Source organism: Neobacillus cucumis (genome assembly GCF_023715505.1).
Window position 1 is genome coordinate 1 of record NZ_JAMBOH010000002.1, and the last position, 21,202, is coordinate 21,202.

A 21,202-nucleotide genomic window follows, 5' to 3' on the forward strand; every position below is an offset into this window, starting at 1 on the left:
CAGGTTCAAAAATTAAGAAGAGTTTGGTGCGAAGGTTCCTTCGGAACCATGAAAATTAAACACAACCTTTATAAAACCTATAAAAGGGGCATTGAAAAAATTCATGAGCAATGTCTCTTTTCGGCGTTGGCAATAAATCTAAAACGAATGATAAAGGTGATGAATTAGCACCAAAGAGTTGAAAATAAAGTGGCTATAAACTAATAATATCGATAAAAGAGACACAATGGGGAGGGAGCGAAGCTCCTTCCCCATTGTGTCAACAGCCCCAGAAGGGCGTTTCTTCTAAAAAATGTAAGTGTTTTGCAGTGTCCTCAATAAGAAGGGATTATTGATGATAATTTAAGACTATCTTGTCAAGTTCGAGTAGAAGGAGATGTATCCCAATAATGACAGTGGAAATTTCTGGTCTTGAACAAGGTCCAAGACCAGAGGAATGAAATGATGTTTATAAATAAATGGAAGACCTCCATAGAGAGGTCTTTTATTTTACAACCATTTATCTGCCCATTCCTCTAATGCTTTGAGCGATCGTCCGAGTTCTGTCCCTTTTTTGGTTAAAGAATATTCGGTCCGTACCGGACGGTCTGCAATGACATTTCTTAACACAATTCCATTTTCCTCGAGCTCTTTCATCCGTTCATTTAGGACTCTTTTACTTAAGTCTGGTATAAAGGTATGGATTTCACTAAATCTTTTAGGTTCCTCCATTAATGTGTGAATTATAAGTCCCACCCATTTTTTCCCTAATATATGATAGCACTCTTCTACTCTGCTGCATAATTTATTTGCTGTATCCATCCATAAACATCCCCTAATAGTATCTTGGTTATTTTTAATAACTTATATTAATGATAACAAAATCAGTTGTTAAAATAAAGTGTTTACTGGAACAAAATTACCAGAAGAATAGAATTTGTTCTTTTTCGTTCACGAATTCGACACAAATAAATTGACAGATAGATTATAAAAAGATATTATGGTTACATAAAGTTACCAAGTTATTAATTTGATTAGCCGATATAAAGGAGGTTATTATGAAAAGTCCATTTTTTAGAATGGCATCAAGCTTGTATATGAATTATTTGTTATTAGGGATGATGAATATCATTTTAGTATGCGAATATGAGTTTCCTGTCGGAACAACTTGGTACTGATTCTCTTGGAATTAGTTTAATAATTTCGGCAATCGGGCTGGGTAAACTTGTTAAATTAAGTTTTTCAGGAAGGCTTTCAGATAAAATGGGAAGAAAACCGCTGGTTGTTACAGCAACTTTTCTAAATATTATCTTTTTAGGAGGTATTCCATTAGCCCCTAACTTCCAAGTAGCATTTGTTTTGGCATTAATAGCAGGCTTTAGTTATTCAATTATGGATTCTGGGACGTTTCCAGCCCTAGTTGAAGCTTTTCCAGAGAATTCTGAGAATTCTGGCTCGGCAACTGTTTTGCTAAAGGCGTGCGTTTATCTCAGTAGGGGCAACTCTTTTACCGATTATGATTGTATTTTTTATTTCACATGATTTATTCTATGGATTATCCTTTTTCGTGCCTGCAGCAATTTATTTTATTAATGGAATGGTTTTACTATTAACTCCATTCCCTAATCATAAAGCAAATAAATACAAAGATAATGTAAAGGATTATCGTTCTATAAGCAGGGGCTTTTCTATCCAGCCCAAGATGTGGAGAGAAGGTTTAGGGATCATTCTTACTGGCTTTACCTCAGTTGCTTTATTAATGGTTATTCAAGTTTGACTGCCTACATATGGGCAAGAAGTAGTGGGGTTTCCTGAACCCGATTGTGGTGATGGTTTGTTCCTTTTTATTAGGGGTATCTACTTCAGGGATATTTCAATTAGCGGTTGTTGTTAATGGCAGAGTTTTTTCCTGATAAAAAGGGATCTAGTTCTGCGTATTAAGTATGGCATCCAGTACGCATTTATTGTAATCCCCTTTCTTACAGGATTGTTAACAAAAATTTTTAGTGTTCCTTCTGTATTTGTCTTTGATATTGGGGTAGCGATTGTAAGTATTCTATTAGCTATTCATATCTCTATCCAGTATAAAAAAGTATTTAATCTTCATTCGAAAAGTAGAATGTTACGCAAGGCAAGTTAATGGATTTGGGAGTTATAAATTACGGAAAATAGGTATTATTTTTTTACCAATTATCTCGAAGTCGAGATAATTGAAATTAAAATTAACAAAGGTAGAAATCATTTTTAACAATAATGGGAGGTAATAAAAATGGATAGAAATTTATCAATGGAACTGGTTCGAGTAACAGAAGCTGCTGCTCTAGCGGCTGGACGGTGGATGGGCAGAGGTAAGAAAGAAGAAGCGGATGCAGCAGCTACACATGCTATGAGGGAAATGTTTAATTCCATTCAGATAAAAGGGACGGTTGTTATAGGGGAAGGTGAAATGGATGAAGCACCAATGTTGTTTATTGGCGAACAATTAGGAACATGTGATGGGACAGAAGTTGATATTGCAGTAGACCCATTAGAGGGAACCAATATTGTTGCTGCAGGTTCTTGGAATGCTCTTGCTATCATTGCTGTTGCAGAGAAAGGTAATTTATTGCATGCACCAGATATGTATATGGAAAAAATTGCTGTGGGTCCTGAATCAGTAGGAAAAATTAATATTGAGGCACCGGTCATTGACAATTTAAAGGCTGTCGCAGCAGCAAAAAATAAAAATATCGAAGATTTGGTTGTCGCTATCTTAGATCGGGAAAGACATGAAAAAATGATCCGGGAAATCCGCCAATCGGGAGCAAGAATTAAACTGATGCAAGATGGAGATGTTGCTGCAGCTATTAATACAGCATTTGATAATACGGGTGTTGATATTATGCTTGGTTCTGGAGGAGCCCCTGAGGGTGTAATAGCCGCAGTTGCACTTAAAAGTTTGGGTGGAGAATTTCAAGGCAAACTAATCCAACAAACGGAAGATGAAAAAATTAGGTTAAATAAAATGGGCATTACCGATTTTAATAAAGTTTTATTAATGGATGATATCGTAAAAGGGGATGATGCTTATTTTGTTGCAACAGGTGTAACAAATGGTGAGCTTTTAAGAGGAGTGCAATATAAGGGGAACATTGGAACAACACATTCCGTGGTTATGCGTGCAAAAACGGGGACAGTTCGATTTATTGAAGGACAACATGGTTTGGATCAAAAACGATAATCTTTTTTGAATGAAAGAAATGAGGGATTGAAATGAGTCAAAGTGCAAGCCAAAAAAAGATAGACCCTAATATTATCTCTTCAAATGTCAAGGTTAGACCATTTGGTTTTCGAGATAAAATTGGCTATATGCTTGGTGATTTCGGGAACGACTTTTTCTTTATTTTAGTAAGTTCATATTTAATGGTTTATTATACAGATGTTTATGGAATCAGTGCAGCGTTTGTAGGTGTTCTCTTTTTAGCTGCACGTTTGTGGGATGCCATTGCAGATGTCACTTGGGGAAGGTTTATTGACACTAGAAAACCTAGTAAACATGGTAAATTTAAACCTTGGATTTTAAGAATGTCATTTCCTCTGGTTATTTCTGGAGTATTAATGTTCATTCATATCCCTGGAATGTCATACGGGTTCTATGAGGCATATGCTTTTGTCACTTACATCCTTTGGGGAACGTTATATAGTACTGTTAATATTCCATACGGTTCAATGGCCTCAGTCATTACCATTGATCCAATTGAGCGAACATCTTTATCAACGTACAGGACGATGGGGGCGATGTTGGCAAGCTTAATGATTAATGCAGTAGGACCTTTACTTATATTTGTTGACAATAAGGCAAGTGCAAATGGATTTCTAATGGCAGCAGTCATATTTGGAATTCTTGCTTACGCGAGTTACCTTGCGAGTTATAAATTATCTACTGAACGGATCGTGCTGGAGGAAAATGAAGGGCCAAAAGCAAAGCTAGGTCATACAATAAAAGGGCTATTAAAAAATAAACCATTAATTGCAATCCTTGGGGCATCACTAATATTCATGATGAGTACGATGCTGATAGGTTCCGTTAATGTGTATTTGTTTAAAGATTACTTTAACAATGCTGCAGCATTAAGTATTGTAGGAATTATTCAAACGGTCACAGTATTCATTGCTATTCCAATCGTAAAACCGTTAGTGAGTAAATTTGGTAAAAAGGAAACGACAACAGTAGGAATGCTGCTTGCAGCTGCTGTATATATTTTATTATTCTTTCTTCCCAATTTAACCGCGATCCAATATATTTCGTTAACAGCTATAGGGATGTTTGGATATGCCTTCTTTAATATAATGATATGGGCATTTGTTACAGATGTCATCGATTACCATGAATTTTTAACTGGATTAAGAGAAGATGGGACGGTTTATTCACTCTATTCTTTTGCCCGCAAAGTTGGTCAAGCAATTGCTGGTGGAATCAGCGGGTTTGCCATTACAGCCATAGGCTATCATTCAACTCGTGAAGTACAAACAGAGAGTACCCTGGAAGGAATCTATGCATTGGCTACCATCGTACCTGGTGTGATCTATCTATTGATTTTTTTGATATTAGTTTTTCTATATCCATTAACAAAACAACGAATGAAACAGCTTACCATTGATTTAAAAGAGCAAAAAATCACTAGAAAATAGGTTGCACTTGGGTTTTTTATAAATTAAAAATATTTAAATTAAAACTATTTAACAAACGGTGGAGATTGATTTAGTATTATCTCGAATTAGAGATAAATGAATTCAAGAATCTATGAATTAATAGTTTTAAAACTTATGTAAAATGCCTTTGGATTCAGAATAGAGAAAAGGGGGTGATAAAAATCTTCTGTTGTTTTATCAACAGGATTTACTTCTTGTTGATGTTTAATCAAGTCATTTATACTTCGTTTAATATGGTTCACCATAGCCTCACGTGTTTCGTCTGGAGTACCGTTACATGAAATAGGAGAAAACAATTTGGCATTACAACACTATGTGCTGGTGGCGGCCAAGGAATGGCGATTTTTCTAGAAAATGAAATAGATATAGAATTGTCTTGAGCCTAATGGATTACTCCTTAGGTCTTTTTTATTGATTTTTAGGTAAAGTAATTGTTTTTGATAGAAGTGGTTTAAAATATCTCGATTTCGAGATGCTTTGCTTGACGTTACATGATTTAATAATTATTATGGTTACATAAAACAACTAAGGATATAAAAAATAACCTGGTTATGATAAATTATAATGAATTTAAAATAATTAAGGAGTGAAACAAATGGTAGAAGTAACTGTAAAACTAAATTATAAAGGGAAAAACTATCAAACAAATGTAATAGTTCATAAAAATACACTCCAAAAACAAATTTCCATATCGCAATGGAGCAAATCAAGAAGCAATGGGCAAGTTAACTATGGTGAAAATCTTCAGGTCTTTAAATGAAAGGAGTAAAGGACTTGAATGAAAAAAATTAGTCGGAGAAAAAGCCTTTGATTATGTGAAAGATGGAATGGTCATTGGTCTTGGAACTGGTTCAACCGTATATTACACCATTACTAAACTTGGAGCATTAATCAAAGAAGGACTTTCTATAAAAGCAATTCCTTCCTCTAAACAAAAAGAGAAATTAGCCATAGAACTAGGAATTCCATTAGTTAATTTCAATGAAATAGAAGAAATTGATGTGGCGATAGATGGTGCAGATGAAGTAAACCCAGAATTAATTCTCATTAAAGGTGGCGGTGGTGCTCTTTTAAGAGAGAAAATCATTGCGAAAACCGCTAACACTTTTATAGTGGTTGCTGACTCACACAAAATGGTGGGGAAATTAGGAAGCTTTCCGCTTCCAGTGGAAGTAGTGCCATTTGGTTTTGAAATGACAAGAAAACATATTCAAAAGATTGGGGCATCTCCAAGGTTAAGGCAAAATAACGGGGTTCCTTACCAAACAGATAACGGGAATTATATTTTTGACTGTACCTTCCCAGATATCACTAATCCTGAAGATTTGGAAAGAGGGCTTAATCTTATACCTGGAGTTGTAGACAATGGCTTATTTGTTGGGATGGCCGACATCGTCATTACTTTGGATAAAAATAAAGAATTTAACGTAAATAAGCGAAAATAGGTTGAAGCCTAACAAGGAAAAAATAATTAGGTAATGCACTTTAATCATTTCAGAAAATGAGGAGAATGAAACATGGAATCAATGTCTTTTGTTTTATTTGGAGCCACAGGAGACTTGGCTAAGAGAAAAATATACCCTGCCCTTTATAATTTATATATTGATCAGAAGCTGCCTCAACCCATATCGATTATAGGGCTAGGTAGAGGTAATCTGTCACATGGTGATTTTCAAGAAAAAGTGAAGGAATCAATCTTAAATTTTTCACGTCGATTAGAACATGATGCGAATGAAATGGGAGAATTTCTTGATGCTTTCCGTTTCAGTACCTTAGATGTAAATAAACCAGATGATTACCAAAAACTGCTGCAGTTGGTTAAACAGAGAGAAGATGAACTGCAACTTACAGAAAATCGAATGTTTTATCTGTCGGTCTCTCCTGAGTTTTTCGATATTATTGCTTTAAATATAAAGAAAAGTGGACTCGGGGAAACGAATGGCTGGAAACGGTTGATTATCGAAAAACCATTTGGTCATGATCTAAAATCAGCCCGTGAGCTGAATGAAAAACTTAGCAGAGCATTTAATGAAGAAGAGATTTATCGTATCGACCATTATCTAGGTAAGCCAATGGTTCAGAACCTCGAAGCTCTCGAATTTGCGAACCCGGTTCTCCAATCCATTTGGAATAAGGAGCATATTGCTAATGTTCAAATTACTGCCAGTGAAACGGTTGGAGTTGAACAAAGAGCCGGTTATTACGATCATTCCGGTGCTATTCGCGACATGGTACAGAACCATATGCTGCAAGTGCTCATGATGACCGCGATGAACTTGCCTTACAAGATCAACGCAACAGAAATTCGAAATGAGAAACGGAAGGTTATGGAAGCCCTTCGTCCGGTTAGAAAGGAGGATGTTCAATTTCACTTAGTCCGTGGACAGTACGCATCTGGCGAAATCAACGATCAATCGGTGCCTGGTTATCGAATGGAACCCGGTGTGAATCCATCTTCTCAAACAGATACTTTTGTTTCTGCCCGTTTATGGATTGATAACCCATTTTGGAGTGGGGTCCCGTTCTATATACGAACAGGCAAGAGAATGAAGGAAAAATCTACTCGTATCGTTATTGAATTTAAAAATACATTAAAGCTTTTATATAACAAAGATCAAAAGGTAGAGCCTAATCTACTTATTATCGAAATTAGTCCAAATGAAAATGTGACTTTGCAATTGAATGGAAAAAATCCGATGAACGGGAAAATCGAACCCGTCAAGATTAATTTTTCTTGTGAGGACTCACAACGTAATGGTTCAGGAGTACCTGAAGCATATGAAAGACTCATTTATGATGCATTAATCGGCGATTCAACATTCTTTGCCCATTGGAAAGAAGTTGAATTATCATGGGAATGGGTACAGCCAATCTTGTATGCCTTTGAGGAAAATCTATTGCCACTTCATGAATACCGTTCCGGTTCTTATGGACCTGATGCTTCAAATTCATTGATAGCGGAAAATGGATTTAAATGGTGGCTAGATGAAAGGGAAGAAAATAAAGAGGCAGCATATCAGAAATAAGGAATGTCTAGGAGGAAATGAAATGTCACAAAATATTGAGAACTTAGCAGTAACAACCATTCGGACTTTATCCATTGATGCAGTCAACGCGGCAAATTCTGGCCATCCAGGTCTCCCAATGGGGGCAGCAACAATGACCTATGCTTTATGGGCGAACCATTTAAATCATAATCCTAAGAATCCAAAATGGTTTAACCGTGACCGATTTGTATTATCAGCCGGCCATGGGTCTAGCTTACTTTACAGCATGCTTCATTTATTTGGGTATGATGTTTCAATGGATGATTTAAAACAATTCCGAAAGTTAAATAGCAGAACGCCAGGACATCCCGAATTTGGTCATACCCCTGGTGTAGAAGCGACTACAGGTCCATTAGGACAAGGTATTGCTAATGCAGTGGGGATGGCGATGGCGGAGGCACACCTAGCAGCCAAGTTTAATAAAGAAGAATTTCCTGTGATAGATCATTATACCTATGCATTAGTGGGGGACGGTGACCTTATGGAAGGTGTCTCCTACGAAGCAATGTCAATGGCAGGGCATATGAAACTAGGGAAGCTCGTTGTGTTATATGATTCAAATGATATCTCCCTTGATGGTGAATTGAACGTATCTTTCTCAGAAGATATCAAGAAAAGGGCAGAATCCGCTCACTGGCAATACTTAAGAGTTGAAGACGGCAACGATATTGAGGCGATTACTCATGCCATTCAAACTGCAAAAGAAAATACCGACCAGCCAAGTTTGATTGAGATCAGAACGATCATCGGTTATGGAAGTCCTAAAGTAGCAGGAACCAATAAAGCCCACGGTGCACCGCTTGGAGCTGAAGAGGGAAAAGCAACAAAACAAACCTACAATTGGCTTTATGAAGAAGATTTCTACGTACCAGAAGAGGTCAAAGTTCATTTTGAACATTTAAAGGATAAAGGAATCGATAAGGAACAAAGCTGGAATCAATTATTCGAGTCTTACCAAAAAGCGAATCCAGAGTTGGCAGAACAGCTTTCCAATGCGATTTCTGGAAAAGTGCTTATTGATGTAAACGATATTTTAACATTTGATACCAGCAAATCTGTATCCACACGTGTAGCAAGCGGGGAAGCCATCAACCATTTTGTGAAATCCGTGCCATCTATTTTTGGAGGCAGCGCAGACCTTTCTCACTCTACGATGACTGAGATTAAAGGGGAACAAATTTACGCGGTCGAATCTTACGGTGCACGTAATGTTTATTTCGGTGTCCGCGAGCATGCAATGGGTGCCGCAGCAAACGGGATGGCTTATCATGGCGGATTAAAGCCTTTTGTAAGTACATTCTTTGTGTTCAATGATTATCTTCGTCCTTCTATTCGCTTAGCGGCTTTATCAAAACTTCCGGTTATCTATGTGTTTACACACGATTCCATTGCTGTTGGGGAAGATGGGCCAACACACGAGCCAGTGGAACATCTGGCTGCTCTTCGTGCGATCCCAGGCCTAACTGTGATTAGACCAACAGATGCAAATGAAACGGCAAGTGCTTGGGCTTATGCTCTTCAACAAACAGAAGGACCAGTCGCTTTTGTTCTAAGCCGTCAAAATTTACCGGTATTTAACGAAACAAAAGCAAATTTGGCAAATGTATCTATGGGTGCTTATGTTTTAGCAGAAACGAATTCCAACCCAGATGTGATCTTAATTGCGACAGGGTCTGAGGTCTCATTAGCTGCAAATGCAAAAAACGAACTGGAAAAAGAAAATATTTCTGTCCGTGTCGTTGCAATGCCAAGCTGGGAGCTATTTGAAAAGCAATCAGCAGAGTATAAAGAGGCTGTGCTCCCTTCTACAAAAACAAAGCGTGTCGCAATCGAAATGGGTATCGGATTAGGATGGGATCGCTTTGTTGGCTTTGAAGGAAAAGTATTATCAATTGAAACATTCGGTGCTTCTGGAGATGGTGGAGCGGTGATGAAGCATTTTGGTTTTACGACTGAGAATGTCGTTAATATCACGAAAAAGGTATTAAATAAATAAAATTTGGAGGAATTAATAATGAAGGTAGGATTAATCGGCCTAGGAAAAATGGGGTTAAATCTAGGACAAAATCTCATCGAGCACAATCAAGAAGTGGTAGCATTCGATGTAAACCCGAGTGCTGTTGAAGAAATGAAAAAATATGGAGCGGCAGGGGTTACTAGCTTTAAAGAACTCGTTGAATCCTTGGAACAGCCAAGAATCCTTTGGATTATGGTACCGCATGCGGTAGTTGATTCTGTTATTGGTGAAGTTTTACCGTTTTTAAATGAAGGAGATATTGTCATTGAAGCGGGAAATTCCCATTACAAGGAGTCCATTCAACGTTATAACGAGTTACGGGAAGTGGGGATTCGTTTTATGGATGCCGGTACTTCTGGCGGTATGGAAGGTGCTCGTCACGGGGCATGCTATATGGTTGGTGGAGACCCTGATGCTTGGGGAATTGTTGAACCTCTTTTCAGAGATACTGCTGTTGAAAATGGATATCTCTATGCAGGGAAAGCAGGAAGCGGTCACTTCTTAAAGATGGTTCACAATGGAATCGAGTATGCCATGATGGCTGCCATCGGGGAAGGATTTGAAGTCCTTGAAAAAAGTGATTTCAATTACGATTATGAAAAAGTGGCAAGAGTTTGGAATAATGGTTCCGTTATCCGTTCATGGCTGATGGAATTAACGGAAAATGCGTTTTCTAAGTACCCACATTTGGATCAAATTAAAGGAATTATGCATTCGTCCGGTGAAGGGAAATGGACGGTTGAAACGGCACTTGACCTTCAAACTGCTACACCAGTTATAGCCTTGTCATTATTGATGCGCTATCGTTCCTTAGAGAATGACACTTTTACAGGAAAAGTCGTAGCCGCACTTAGAAATGAATTTGGTGGACACGCTGTCGAGAAAACAAGCAAATAAATATACATTATGAATTGGAGGAAGAAATAATGAAATTTTTTATCGACACTGCAAATATAGACGAGATTAAGAAAGCTTATAAAATCGGGGTACTATCCGGTGTTACTACAAACCCATCCTTGGTTGCTAAAGAGGGAGTAAAATTTGAAGATCGTATCGCAGAAATCCTAAATGCCGTTCCAGATGTAGAGTCTGTATCTGCTGAAGTAACTCCAAATGCTTTAACAGCAGAGCAAATGATTGCGGAAGCAAATGAACTGATCAAAATTAATGGTGGAGAAAAAAATATTACGATTAAACTTCCAATGACTTTGGATGGTTTAGAGGCTTGCCGTTATCTTACTAAAAAAGGTGTAAAAACTAATGTTACTCTAATTTTTACAGTAAACCAAGCTCTCTTGGCAGCACGTGCTGGGGCAACCTATGTATCTCCATTCTTAGGCCGGTTAGATGATATTAACGAAGATGGGGTACAACTGGTTTCAAAAATTGCGGAATTGATCCGTATTCAAAAATTAGATACTCAAATCATCGCCGCTTCGGTTCGTCATCCAGACCATGTAACTCGTGTGGCACTGGCTGGAGCACATATTGCGACCATTCCATTTAAGGTTATTGAGCAATTGTCAAAACACCCATTAACCGATCAAGGAATTGAGAAATTTGCAACTGACTGGAAAAATGCATAAAAGGTTCAGAGCGTTAGTGTCCTATTCATAGGATACTTACGCTCGACCTAAATAAACATAATAGGAGCTAATATAAATGTCAATTTCATTTGATTATACAAACGCACTACCATTCATGCAACAGACTGAAGTGGACAACCTTAGTGAATTTGTACAAGTTGCTCATCAGATGCTTCATAAAAAGAAAGGTCCAGGTTCTGATTATCTTGGTTGGGTGGACTTACCTTATGATTATGAAAAGGAAGAATTCACAAGAATTAAGGCCGCAGCTGATAGAATCCGCCAAAATTCCGATGTTTTAATCGTGATTGGAATCGGGGGATCTTATCTTGGGGCAAGAGCCGCAATTGAAGCACTTTCACATACATTCCACAACCAAATGGGAAAAGAAACGCAAGTTTATTTTGCGGGACAAAATATCAGTGCTACCTATATTACCCATTTATTGGATGTTATAAAAGACAAGGATATTTCCGTTAATGTCATCTCTAAATCCGGTACAACCACGGAGCCAGCAATTGCCTTTCGCATTTTCCGAGACTATTTGGAGAAAAAGTATGGTAAAGAAGAAGCAAGAAAACGTATCTTCGCCACAACGGACCGGGCAAAAGGTGCCTTAAAAACCCTTGCCGATGAAGAAGGTTTCGAAACATTCGTAATACCTGATGATGTAGGCGGGCGATATTCGGTATTAACAGCAGTAGGGTTATTGCCAATAGCGGTTGCAGGTCTCAATATTGATAAAATGATGGAAGGGGCTAAAGCGGCTGCAGACAAATATAATAATCCAGATTTGGCCTCAAACCAGAGCTATCAATACGCTGCCGTAAGAAACGCCCTTTATCGAAAAGGAAAATCAATTGAACTCCTTGTCAACTATGAACCATCCCTTCATTATGTTTCAGAATGGTGGAAGCAGCTATTTGGTGAAAGTGAAGGGAAGGACCAAAAAGGACTATATCCAGCTTCAGTGGATTTTACAACTGATCTGCATTCCATGGGTCAATATGTACAAGAAGGACGTCGTGATTTGATTGAAACCGTCATATCAGTAAAAGAACCTAAACTTGATATCACAATTGAAGAAGAGGCTTCTAATCTTGATGGCTTGAATTATCTAGCAGGTAAAACGATGGACTTTGTCAATAAGAATGCCTTTCAAGGTACTGTATTAGCGCATGTTGACGGAGGGGTTCCAAACCTGTCGGTGGAACTAGACAAATTAGACGAATATACATTTGGTGAAATGGTGTACTTCTTCGAGAAGGCGTGTGGAATCAGCGGATTGTTAATGGGAGTTAACCCATTCGATCAACCAGGAGTAGAAGCCTATAAAAAGAACATGTTTGCCTTACTTGGAAAGCCAGGATTCGAAGAAGAAAGAGAAGAATTACTAAAACGCATTTCTAAATAATTTTTTGAAAAAAGAAGCTGACCCAAAAGGTCGTTGAATAACGACTCTTTTGGGTCAGCTTTTTATTCTCTTTCAGTTTTTTAGTATAATTTGGAAATTCGGATGATGTGAGAGGGGATTTTCCCTCTATTTTTTTGCTATTTTCAATTGTTTTTTGGAAGTGGATTGCCACTTCATTAAATTAGTGCAACACAAATAAGACCCCAATCCGTCGTATTTTTGGCACAGGAAGTTTGGAACGGGCAGTTAAAGCACTCCGTACATCGATACGTTCGTTTGACGGAATCGTACCCATTGTCTGTTTTTTTTCGACTTTCATATTGGAAGATAAGGCGTTTGCCATTTGAACAAATCCACTCATCAAGCTCTTCATCATAGGTCATATTTTCGACACGTCCGATTTGTTGTCTCCATGCCTTTGTTTGTTCTTTATCGAACGTGTTATATTTGATCAATGCCTCAATTTCTGCTTTTTCACAATGGGTATAATTTTCTTCACTTCCATAACCGGAATCAGCAATAACGGACTTTGGTTTTGGACGATTATACTTCTCCAATAGATCTAAATGGGGAATCAGGCAGCCAGGATCTCCAGCACGTTGATGAAGGCTGAATCCAATGATGAATTGATTTTCCGTTCCAATTTGTACATTATAGCCAGGTTTAAGCTGGTCATTCTTCATATGGTCCTCTTTCATTCTCATAAAGGTTGCATCATTATCCGTCTTGGAATAGCTGTTGCGTTCTCCGAACGTTGCCTTTTGTTCCTCAAACTTTTGTTTTCGAGGCAGAAGATCCTTTTCTAACTCATTTTCTTTAATTGTTTGTTCTTAGGATTTCGTTCCAATCTTTCCTCCAATTTACTCACGGTATCAGCGATTTTCTCGGAAGTAATTGGTGATTCTTCTAATTTTTCCTCCAATTCTAGATTCTGTTCTGCTTCTTCGTCTTCTTTCATGACTTGTTCGATGCCTAATACAATTTGTTGAAATTTCTCATCGAGTTTCTTATCATATTTTTCAGTAGATTTACGCCACACAAAGGTATACTTATTTGCATTCGCCTCAATCTTGGTACCGTCCAAGAAATAATCCTCCAGTTTCACTAAACCTTCTTCATGAAGGAGATCAACGACGGAAAAGAAGGTTTCATAAATAACCTCTTTCATCCGTTCAGAACGGAAACGGTTAATGGTACGGAAATCTGGTTGTTGCTCACCCGAAAGCCACATTAAGATTATGTTCTCCTTCAGTTGCTTTGCGATTTGTCTAGAAGAGTAAATACGAATGGAATATGCATAAAGAATAACTTTTAACATCATTTGAGGATGGTAGGGAGGTCGACCTCCACCTGGATACATGGATGAGAAAATAGTAGGATTGATTTTGTCGACCGCAAGGTCGATTAAACGTACGAGATGATGTTGGGGTAAAAAAAACTTGAATGTCCATTGGAAGAGTTAATTGGTTCGTGTTATACTGTTTGTACATAAGAAAATCTTTCCTTTCTGATAATTTGTTGTGGTGACTAAATTATATCAAATGGAACGATTTTCTTATTTTTTTATGCTCAAAAAGAGGATGCCCCAAAAGTTATACTTTTGGGACACCCTCTACTTTTGGTAGAGTTTAAAATTTTTTGGTGATTTCCTTTGCGGCTATAATTGCTTTCTCTTTGATTTCTTTTGCTTTTTCTGGGAATTGCACATGACCTTCGATAATAATTTCTTCAAAGTTTTGAATTCCGAAAAAGTCCATCATTACTTGAAGATAGCTATGCCCCATTTCCTTATTCGCTTCTGGTCCATTGGAGTAAACATCTCCGCGAGCTTGAATATGCAGGGCCTTTTTACCTTTTAAAAGACCCTGAGATCCTTTTTTGGAATACTTAAACGTTTTTCCTGATACCGCTCCAGCATCCAAGTAAGTCTTCATAATTGCTGGTACGGAAAAATTCCACATAGGTGTCACAAATATATATTTATCCGTTAAGATGAATTTCGCCCCAAGTTCAGCTAGTCGTCCAACTTTCGATCGTTCCGCGCTCGTTAATTGATCGTTCTCCTTTCTGAAGTTTTTCCCATCCACTAAAAACATCTGCATCCAGATAGGGTATGTCTGCTTGATATAAATCAAGGTGTACAACTTCATCCTGCGGGTGAATTTCTTTATATGAATCAATAAAAACCTTTCCTACTTCAAGGCTATAGGACCTTTCTGGATTAAGAGGATGTGCTGTGATATATAGAACATTTGCCAATAATCTCATCCTACCTTTCTCATCTAGTGAGTAAACTATGTTTTTGGCGATTTCATTGTGAACCTAATAAAGTTAAAATGATTTTTATTTCTCTTTCATCCAACTCGAAGCCCATTGACTAATGGGTCCAAGTATTTTTCCTAATTCGCTTCCTTTTTTAGTTAATAAATATTCCGTTCTAACTGGTCGCTCAGGAATAACATGACGTAAAACAATCCCATGTTCTTCTAATTCTTTCATTCTTTCCGTCAGTACCCTTTTACTCAAATCAGGAATGAGTGAGTTAATTTCGCTAAAACGTTTTGGGCCGCTTGATAATACATATATGATTAATCCAGTCCATCTTTTTCCAATTAATTCGAAAGTTTTTTCAACCTCAGGACAAAGGTCTGCCTGTTCTTCCATCATAATAACATTCACCTCTTTCAAATATATTCAATTTTGTTCCTTGTATACTTATTGTAACTAAGTTTCAATTAATTACAAAGTAAAAATGCATAAACTATTTATAAAAACGCCACTGTCTGTGAATTTGTCAAAAAGTCGCCATAAATGATTTTTATTAATTATCAGAAACAAAATAAAGTGAACACATTAAAAATGAAGAAACAATAAAACAGGGAAAAGCTAATTTCTTTCATAGCTTTTCCCCACATTATGGAACTCTAATCGCATTTAGAATCTGACTAAGCATTATCAAGCAATTTTACTTTGAAAGGCAATTTTAACATCTTCATAACGGATTTCTAATAATTTTTCTAATAATTCTAGCTTTGTTTTTAATTCTTTGATTTCCTTTTCGCATACTACATTTGTTTGTTTAATCGTATTTATTAATTTCTTCACTAATCGTTTGAAATTGGGAGACTCAATTAGTAAATACTCGATTAATTCGATGGCAGCCTGTTTTTCCTGTTCGTTCTTGACAGCAAAAATGCTTTGCTGAAACGGTTCGAATACTGTAATAGATTGAAAATCAACCGTAGTTCTTATTCCAAAGTACCTTTTTTCTGTTCCATAAAACTCATTTTCCCTTATACGAATTAAATCCAAACCGACCATAAATTCATAAAAAGAAGAGTTATTATCTGGATAATTTATATTTCCAAGTTCAATGTTTGAAATCTTATCTATAAATATTTCTTTTTCTATTTGTGTTTGAATTACTTTTGATTCTAATAAGTTCATTTTAATGACCTCACTATCTCAATTATTTTATACTACAGTGTACAAAAAAGTAACCTGGTTACATTTTGATTATATTTAATGGGCTAATATAAATCAACCAAAAAGTTTTTATTAAGTTAATTTTTTTTCCCTTTATATTTTTTAAAAAACTATCGAATACTATCTTTACGAAAATAGAAGGGGATATATTAATGTTTAAAACATTGTCATTGTTAATTTTAATATCGGTTTTTCTTTTGAATAATCCACACTTAACAAATGCCCAGGTTATTCATGAAACACGATCCGGGGATACCTTAAATAAAATTGCATTACCATACAAAACAAAACCAGAAAATATTGCGAAATTAAACGGTATAAGAAAAGATGCTCATCTTGTCTTGGGACAAGCCCTATTAATTTCGGGTTGGACTTATGTAGTACAGTCGGGGGATACCATTGTGAAAATTGCTAATCGCCACGCAATGAGCACAAAACAATTAATGGATTATAACAGGCTGAAAACAACGCTCATCGTCCCAGGACAAAAATTAACCATACCCCATCCTTCTAAAATGAATATCTGGACGGGTACATACTTTGTTCCAAAAGATAAAAACACCAATGCCCAGATGCTGGAAAATTATAAAAATACACTTTCAGGACTATTCGTATTTGATTACCATCCAAATGATAAAGGTCAGCTTATAAAAGTCACAGAGAATGAGGCTCATAAAATTGCTTGGAAAAAGAATCTATATCCATATGCAACAATAACAAACATTAGTCAAAGAGGTTATGATCCTGATTTGGTCCATCGTGTACTAAGCGATTCTGTAATAAGGAAAATATTTATAAATAATATATATTCATTGCTGGATAGACAGGATTATCAGGGGGCTGTAATCGATTTTGAGATGGTAAGGCCCCAAGATAGGGACAGTTTAAACCAATTCATTAAAGAATTGTCAACTAGGCTCCATAAGTCAAAAATGCATGTATTAATTGCAATGCCTCCGATGGCAGGTGATAAAAAACCTTCCTATTACGGAGGGTATGACTATAGGACACTTGGAAAATACGCAGATAAAATTTTTTTAATGACCTATAACTGGCATTGGCCAGGTGGCCCGTCCGGCCCAATTGCTCCTTTAAACGAAATACGTACTGTTTTAGATTACGCAGTTACTGTAGTACCAAGATCTAAACTAATGTTAGGGATACCACAGTATGCCTATGATTGGACCATTTCTGGTGAACAGCGTACAGGAATAGCATATTCTACACAAGGCGCAATTGAGAGATACATGAGTCGTGAAAGCCAAATTTTCTATGATAATAAGGCAGCCTCACCTTGGTTTAGATATGTAGATAAAAACCAAAAGATACATGAAGTCTGGTTTGAAGATCCCCGAAGTCTTCTTGCAAAATTTCGGCTAGTTAAAGAGTATAGATTGGGTGGATTGGGGTGCTGGCATTTAGGAACATCTATGCCACAAACGGAAGAAATATTATTAAAGGAATTTACTGTTCAATAAGTTTATGCCGAAAAGAGAGATGGAGTGATCATACATGGACGACAACAATTGTGACTTTTCACCTATGAAACAACATTTAGAAGATGGAATTGAAAATCTGATTGTTATGCTTCAGTCTAACTTAAAGGTTCTGGGTAATGAAAATTATTGTGTATTGGGAAGTCTCGAAGACGTTAAAGAACATCTAAATGAAATTGAATCCATCGCTGCGTCTTATTATTTGAATTGCTATTTATCATCTTTTACGGACACTTATGAAGATTTATCCACGTCTGTTCAACAACTTTCAAAACATAGGCATGGTGCACTGATTGTTGTGGAACGTCGTGATTCGATTGAGCCCATCATTCAAAAAGGAACAACAATTGGAGCAGTAGTAACACCAAAATTATTGGAATCCATATTTTACCCTGGTAACCCGTTACATGATGGGGCAGTTTTAATACGAGGCAACCAAGTTGTTTCAGCAGGAAATGTCCTTCCATTAACAACAGATATAATAGAAAAAAGACTAGGAACACGGCACCGTGCTGCTATTGGAATTTCAGAACAAAGCGATGCACTTGCATTGGTTGTTTCTGAAGAAACAGGGAAAATTTCATTTGCCCTAAACGGAAAACTTTATCCAATTAATACAACTCAACCTATTAAATTTGAAGATAAATTAAAGGAGGCTCCCAATGATTAAAAAACCCTTGTTTCTCATAATTTCCGTTTTTATGGTCTTAATGACACCAATCTCAGCTTATGCACAGGTAATACATGAAGTGAAATCTGGTGATAGTCTGACTAAAATTTCGAAACAATACCAAATCAATAAAGACAATCTAGCCAAGCTAAATGGATTAGCTAAGAATACTCAACTTGTCCTTGGTCAGGCTCTTTTAATACCTGGGTCGACCTATTTTGTTCAATCTGGTGAAAGTGTATGGGAAATTGCAAATCGTCACGCAATTAGTGATAAAACATTAATGCGGCAAAACGGTTTAAAAAGCCGTGTAATTGTTCCGGGTCAGAAACTGAGTATCCCTCGGCCGCCGAAAATGAATATTTGGACAGGTACATACTTTGTTCCAAAAGACATGAACACCAATGAATGGATGCTGAATAGTTATAAAAAGACTCTTACCAGTATTTTCGTATTTGAATATAGGTCGGATAGACAAGGTAATATCATTGAAACACCCGAAAACCAGGCGCATAAAATTGCTTGGAAAGAAGGCCTGCCACCTTATGCGACACTTACAAATTTAAGTGAAAAGGGATTTGATCCCGATTTAACTCATCAATTAATAGGCACGCCTTGGTTAAGACAAAAGTTAGTAAAGAATATATACTCCCTTTTGGATAGTCATGATTACAAAGGAATAGTAATTGACTTTGAACAGGTTCGGACAAAAGACCGGGCTAACCTTAACCAGTTTATTCAGGAACTAGCCGCAAAACTTCATCCATCAGGAATGAAAGTTATGATGGCTGTACCTCCAAAAGAAGGAGATCTGATGCCGTCGTATACTGCAGGCTATGATTACCGCACACTTGGAAAATATCTGGATAAAATGTTTCTGATGACTTATGACTGGCATTGGCCAGGAGGGCCATCAGGTCCGATTGCTCCAATAGACAAAGTAAAAGCAACCCTTGATTATGCTGTTTCTGTTATTGATAGATCAAAGTTGATGCTGGGGATCCCTCAATATGCCTATGATTGGGTGATAGGAACTAATAAGCGTTCAGGATCAGCATATTCCACCCAACATGCAATTGATTTATATACTGGCTATCAAAGTCCTGTTAACTATGATGAGAATGCTGCTGCACCTTGGTTCAGATATGTCGATAAGAAAGGAAATCTGCATGAAGTGTGGTTTGAGGATCCACGCAGTTTACTGGTAAAGTTCCGTCTGGTTCGACAATATGAACTAGCAGGAATGGGATGCTGGCACTTAGGTCTAACCATGCCTCAAACAGAAAATATGTTACTGGAAGAATTTAATGTGCGTTAAAAGTAGCTCTAATATTAAAACCGTACCCCTTTATACAGAAAGTATTAAGGGGTTTTTCCATGTAACTAAAATAATTCGTTATCGATACATGTTTCCTAACTTTAACATTGGGAATGAGTTTTAGCAGCGCCTCAATTTTTAAATAATAATATTCGTTTAGAGTTACTTTTCAGCAAACACACATGAAAAGAAACTTCTCTTGACATTAGGAGCAAATTAGGTATAATGTATTTATCTCGAATTTGAAATATATTAAATTGAGATATATGATTATGGGCATTAAAAGTCTAAGGTATATAAGATTTTTTTTAAGAAGAATCAAATATAATTAGGGAGGGGTTTTATAAATGGTAACCTTATTCTCGTCACCCAGTTGTGCTTCCTGTCGTAAGGCAAAAGCTTGGCTAGAAGAGTACCAAGTTGAATTTTCTGAAAGAAACGTTTTAACTGATTCCCTAACAATTGAAGAGATTAAGAATATTCTTCGACTAACTGAAGATGGAACGGATGAGATTATTTCAACAAAATCAAAGGCATTCCAGAAACTAAATATAAACATTGAATCTCTTCCACTTCAAGAATTTTGTAAGGTGCTTAGAGAAAACCCGGGACTATTACGAAGACCCATAATCATTGATGATAAACGATTACAAGTAGGTTTTAACGAAGAGGAGATTCGTCAGTTCTTGCCTCGGAGAATCCGCTCATTCCAATTTCATGAGGCCAAATCATCTATTAAATAAGTGCAAAAGAAGGTACATTTAAGTTATTTTAATTAAATGGAAAAGGGGGACCAGATTATGGAAACCCTGAAAACATGGGTGAGTTTGAATTGATATGAAACAACATTAACAATGCGATCTTTAGAATAAAATTTAACAAAGTTTCGCCGCAAATTAGGGGTTCAAACAAGATTGGAAGAGGCCATGAAAGCAACAGGATTATATCCTTTAAATATGTTTTTGAAATCGTAAACATTTGCGCTAGGTAGGGTTAATTTAAAGAATAGTTTAAACGTGTGAATCGCGTATAATCCGTGTCTAATAAAAGAATAAAGGATTTTAGACCTTTCTTACCTTTAATATTTGTGTGAGGGCTTCAGATAAAACAAGCCCAACAGCTATTGCACCTGATGTCAATAATGCTTTTGCGGTATATCGAATTGCCAAGTTATAATGATCTTCAACAAAATAACGAGTTGCATCATATGCCAATCCTCCTGGAACTAAAGGAATAATACCTGAGATGGTAAATATGATGATTGGTGTTTTATAAATTTTCGAAAATAGATGACTTATTACGGCAATAAAAAATGCTGTGATTAAGGTGGCTGGAATCGTATCTAATTTATTACTTACCAATAAAACAAATGATACTCGCCCTACCATACCCACAAAGCAACATTGTAATAGTGACTTTATTGGAACATTGAAAATTATCGCAAATGCTCCGGAAACAATAAAGTTTGTTAAAATCTGTGAAATCATGATGATATCC

At 36.8% G+C, this 21,202-nt stretch carries 19 protein-coding genes and 3 pseudogenes; 16 read left to right on the forward strand and 6 right to left on the reverse strand.

Features of this window, described 5'->3' with window-relative positions; translation table 11 throughout:
* Positions 1 to 168: transposase (locus M3226_RS32660; protein WP_374110541.1), on the forward strand; the 168-nt coding region annotated here is incomplete at its 5' end.
* 321 nt (positions 169 to 489) lie between these two features.
* Here M3226_RS32660 and M3226_RS02755 read toward each other — a convergent pair.
* Entirely contained in the window at positions 490 to 801 is a 312-nt protein-coding gene (locus M3226_RS02755) for a winged helix-turn-helix transcriptional regulator (protein WP_251562380.1), read from the reverse strand.
* 324 nt (positions 802 to 1,125) lie between these two features.
* On the opposite strand from M3226_RS02755, the gene M3226_RS32945 reads away from it, so the two are divergent.
* The 11 genes and pseudogenes from M3226_RS32945 to M3226_RS02810 all read left to right on the forward strand — a co-directional run bounded on the left by M3226_RS32945 (position 1,126) and on the right by M3226_RS02810 (position 12,735).
* A complete protein-coding gene (locus tag M3226_RS32945) occupies positions 1,126 to 1,521 on the forward strand; it encodes an MFS transporter (protein WP_251562382.1) in 396 nt (131 codons plus the stop codon).
* 25 nt (positions 1,522 to 1,546) lie between these two features.
* Positions 1,547 to 1,756, forward strand: a complete 210-nt coding sequence (locus tag M3226_RS32970) for a hypothetical protein (RefSeq protein WP_251562384.1) — start codon at positions 1,547 to 1,549, stop codon at positions 1,754 to 1,756.
* Positions 1,757 to 2,248: 492 nt separating this feature from the next.
* Positions 2,249 to 3,199 carry a class II fructose-bisphosphatase gene (gene glpX / locus M3226_RS02770; RefSeq protein WP_251562386.1) on the forward strand — a complete coding sequence of 317 codons (951 nt, stop codon included), beginning with the start codon at positions 2,249 to 2,251 and terminating at the stop codon, positions 3,197 to 3,199.
* 32 nt (positions 3,200 to 3,231) lie between these two features.
* A complete protein-coding gene (locus M3226_RS02775; RefSeq protein WP_251562388.1) occupies positions 3,232 to 4,650 on the forward strand; it encodes an MFS transporter in 1,419 nt (472 codons plus the stop codon).
* Between the two features lie 616 nt (positions 4,651 to 5,266).
* Entirely contained in the window at positions 5,267 to 5,431 is a 165-nt protein-coding gene (locus tag M3226_RS02780) for a BA3454 family stress response protein (protein ID WP_374110532.1), read from the forward strand.
* Positions 5,432 to 5,453: 22 nt separating this feature from the next.
* A pseudogene (gene rpiA, locus M3226_RS02785) lies at positions 5,454 to 6,116 on the forward strand (ribose-5-phosphate isomerase RpiA); the annotation flags it as partial.
* Positions 6,117 to 6,188: 72 nt separating this feature from the next.
* Positions 6,189 to 7,697: a glucose-6-phosphate dehydrogenase gene (gene zwf, locus M3226_RS02790; protein ID WP_251562389.1), complete on the forward strand. Its 1,509-nt coding sequence runs from the start codon at positions 6,189 to 6,191 to the stop codon at positions 7,695 to 7,697.
* A gap of 22 nt (positions 7,698 to 7,719) precedes the next feature.
* Entirely contained in the window at positions 7,720 to 9,714 is a 1,995-nt protein-coding gene (tkt, locus tag M3226_RS02795) for a transketolase (RefSeq protein ID WP_251562391.1), read from the forward strand.
* Positions 9,715 to 9,732: 18 nt separating this feature from the next.
* The gene (gene gnd, locus M3226_RS02800) at positions 9,733 to 10,632 is read left to right on the forward strand and encodes a phosphogluconate dehydrogenase (NAD(+)-dependent, decarboxylating) (RefSeq protein WP_251562394.1); all 900 of its coding nucleotides are present in this window, start codon (positions 9,733 to 9,735) and stop codon (positions 10,630 to 10,632) included.
* Positions 10,633 to 10,661: 29 nt separating this feature from the next.
* Positions 10,662 to 11,321, forward strand: a complete 660-nt coding sequence (gene fsa, locus M3226_RS02805; RefSeq protein WP_251562395.1) for a fructose-6-phosphate aldolase — start codon at positions 10,662 to 10,664, stop codon at positions 11,319 to 11,321.
* A 76-nt stretch (positions 11,322 to 11,397) separates the two neighbouring features.
* Positions 11,398 to 12,735: a glucose-6-phosphate isomerase gene (locus tag M3226_RS02810; RefSeq protein ID WP_251562397.1), complete on the forward strand. Its 1,338-nt coding sequence runs from the start codon at positions 11,398 to 11,400 to the stop codon at positions 12,733 to 12,735.
* A 218-nt stretch (positions 12,736 to 12,953) separates the two neighbouring features.
* Here the strand turns inward: M3226_RS02810 and M3226_RS02815 are convergent.
* The 4 genes and pseudogenes from M3226_RS02815 to M3226_RS02830 all read right to left on the reverse strand — a co-directional run.
* Positions 12,954 to 14,225, reverse strand: a pseudogene (locus tag M3226_RS02815) (IS1182 family transposase); the annotation flags it as partial.
* A 138-nt stretch (positions 14,226 to 14,363) separates the two neighbouring features.
* Positions 14,364 to 14,994 (reverse strand): annotated as a pseudogene (locus M3226_RS02820) (FMN-dependent NADH-azoreductase).
* An 84-nt stretch (positions 14,995 to 15,078) separates the two neighbouring features.
* Positions 15,079 to 15,399 carry a winged helix-turn-helix transcriptional regulator gene (locus tag M3226_RS02825; RefSeq protein WP_251563205.1) on the reverse strand — a complete coding sequence of 107 codons (321 nt, stop codon included), beginning with the start codon at positions 15,397 to 15,399 and terminating at the stop codon, positions 15,079 to 15,081.
* A gap of 291 nt (positions 15,400 to 15,690) precedes the next feature.
* Positions 15,691 to 16,182, reverse strand: coding sequence for a hypothetical protein (locus tag M3226_RS02830; protein ID WP_251562399.1), 492 nt, complete (start codon positions 16,180 to 16,182; stop codon positions 15,691 to 15,693).
* 191 nt (positions 16,183 to 16,373) lie between these two features.
* Between M3226_RS02830 and M3226_RS02835 the strand changes: the two genes are divergently transcribed.
* The 4 genes from M3226_RS02835 (at position 16,374) to spxA (ending at position 20,448) form a co-directional block, all read left to right on the forward strand.
* Positions 16,374 to 17,699 (forward strand): glycosyl hydrolase family 18 protein, encoded by a 1,326-nt coding sequence (locus tag M3226_RS02835; RefSeq protein WP_251562400.1) that lies wholly within the window; start codon positions 16,374 to 16,376, stop codon positions 17,697 to 17,699.
* Between the two features lie 34 nt (positions 17,700 to 17,733).
* Positions 17,734 to 18,387, forward strand: coding sequence for a sporulation-specific diadenylate cyclase CdaS (gene cdaS / locus M3226_RS02840; RefSeq protein ID WP_251562402.1), 654 nt, complete (start codon positions 17,734 to 17,736; stop codon positions 18,385 to 18,387).
* Positions 18,380 to 19,705, forward strand: a complete 1,326-nt coding sequence (locus M3226_RS02845; protein WP_251562404.1) for a glycosyl hydrolase family 18 protein — start codon at positions 18,380 to 18,382, stop codon at positions 19,703 to 19,705. Before cdaS ends, M3226_RS02845 begins: the two co-directional genes overlap by 8 nt.
* A gap of 347 nt (positions 19,706 to 20,052) precedes the next feature.
* The gene (spxA, locus tag M3226_RS02850) at positions 20,053 to 20,448 is read left to right on the forward strand and encodes a transcriptional regulator SpxA (RefSeq protein WP_251562406.1); all 396 of its coding nucleotides are present in this window, start codon (positions 20,053 to 20,055) and stop codon (positions 20,446 to 20,448) included.
* A gap of 318 nt (positions 20,449 to 20,766) precedes the next feature.
* Here spxA and M3226_RS02855 read toward each other — a convergent pair whose 3' ends face one another.
* Positions 20,767 to 21,192, reverse strand: a complete 426-nt coding sequence (locus tag M3226_RS02855) for a threonine/serine exporter family protein (protein ID WP_251562408.1) — start codon at positions 21,190 to 21,192, stop codon at positions 20,767 to 20,769.
* Positions 21,193 to 21,202 lie beyond the last annotated feature (10 nt).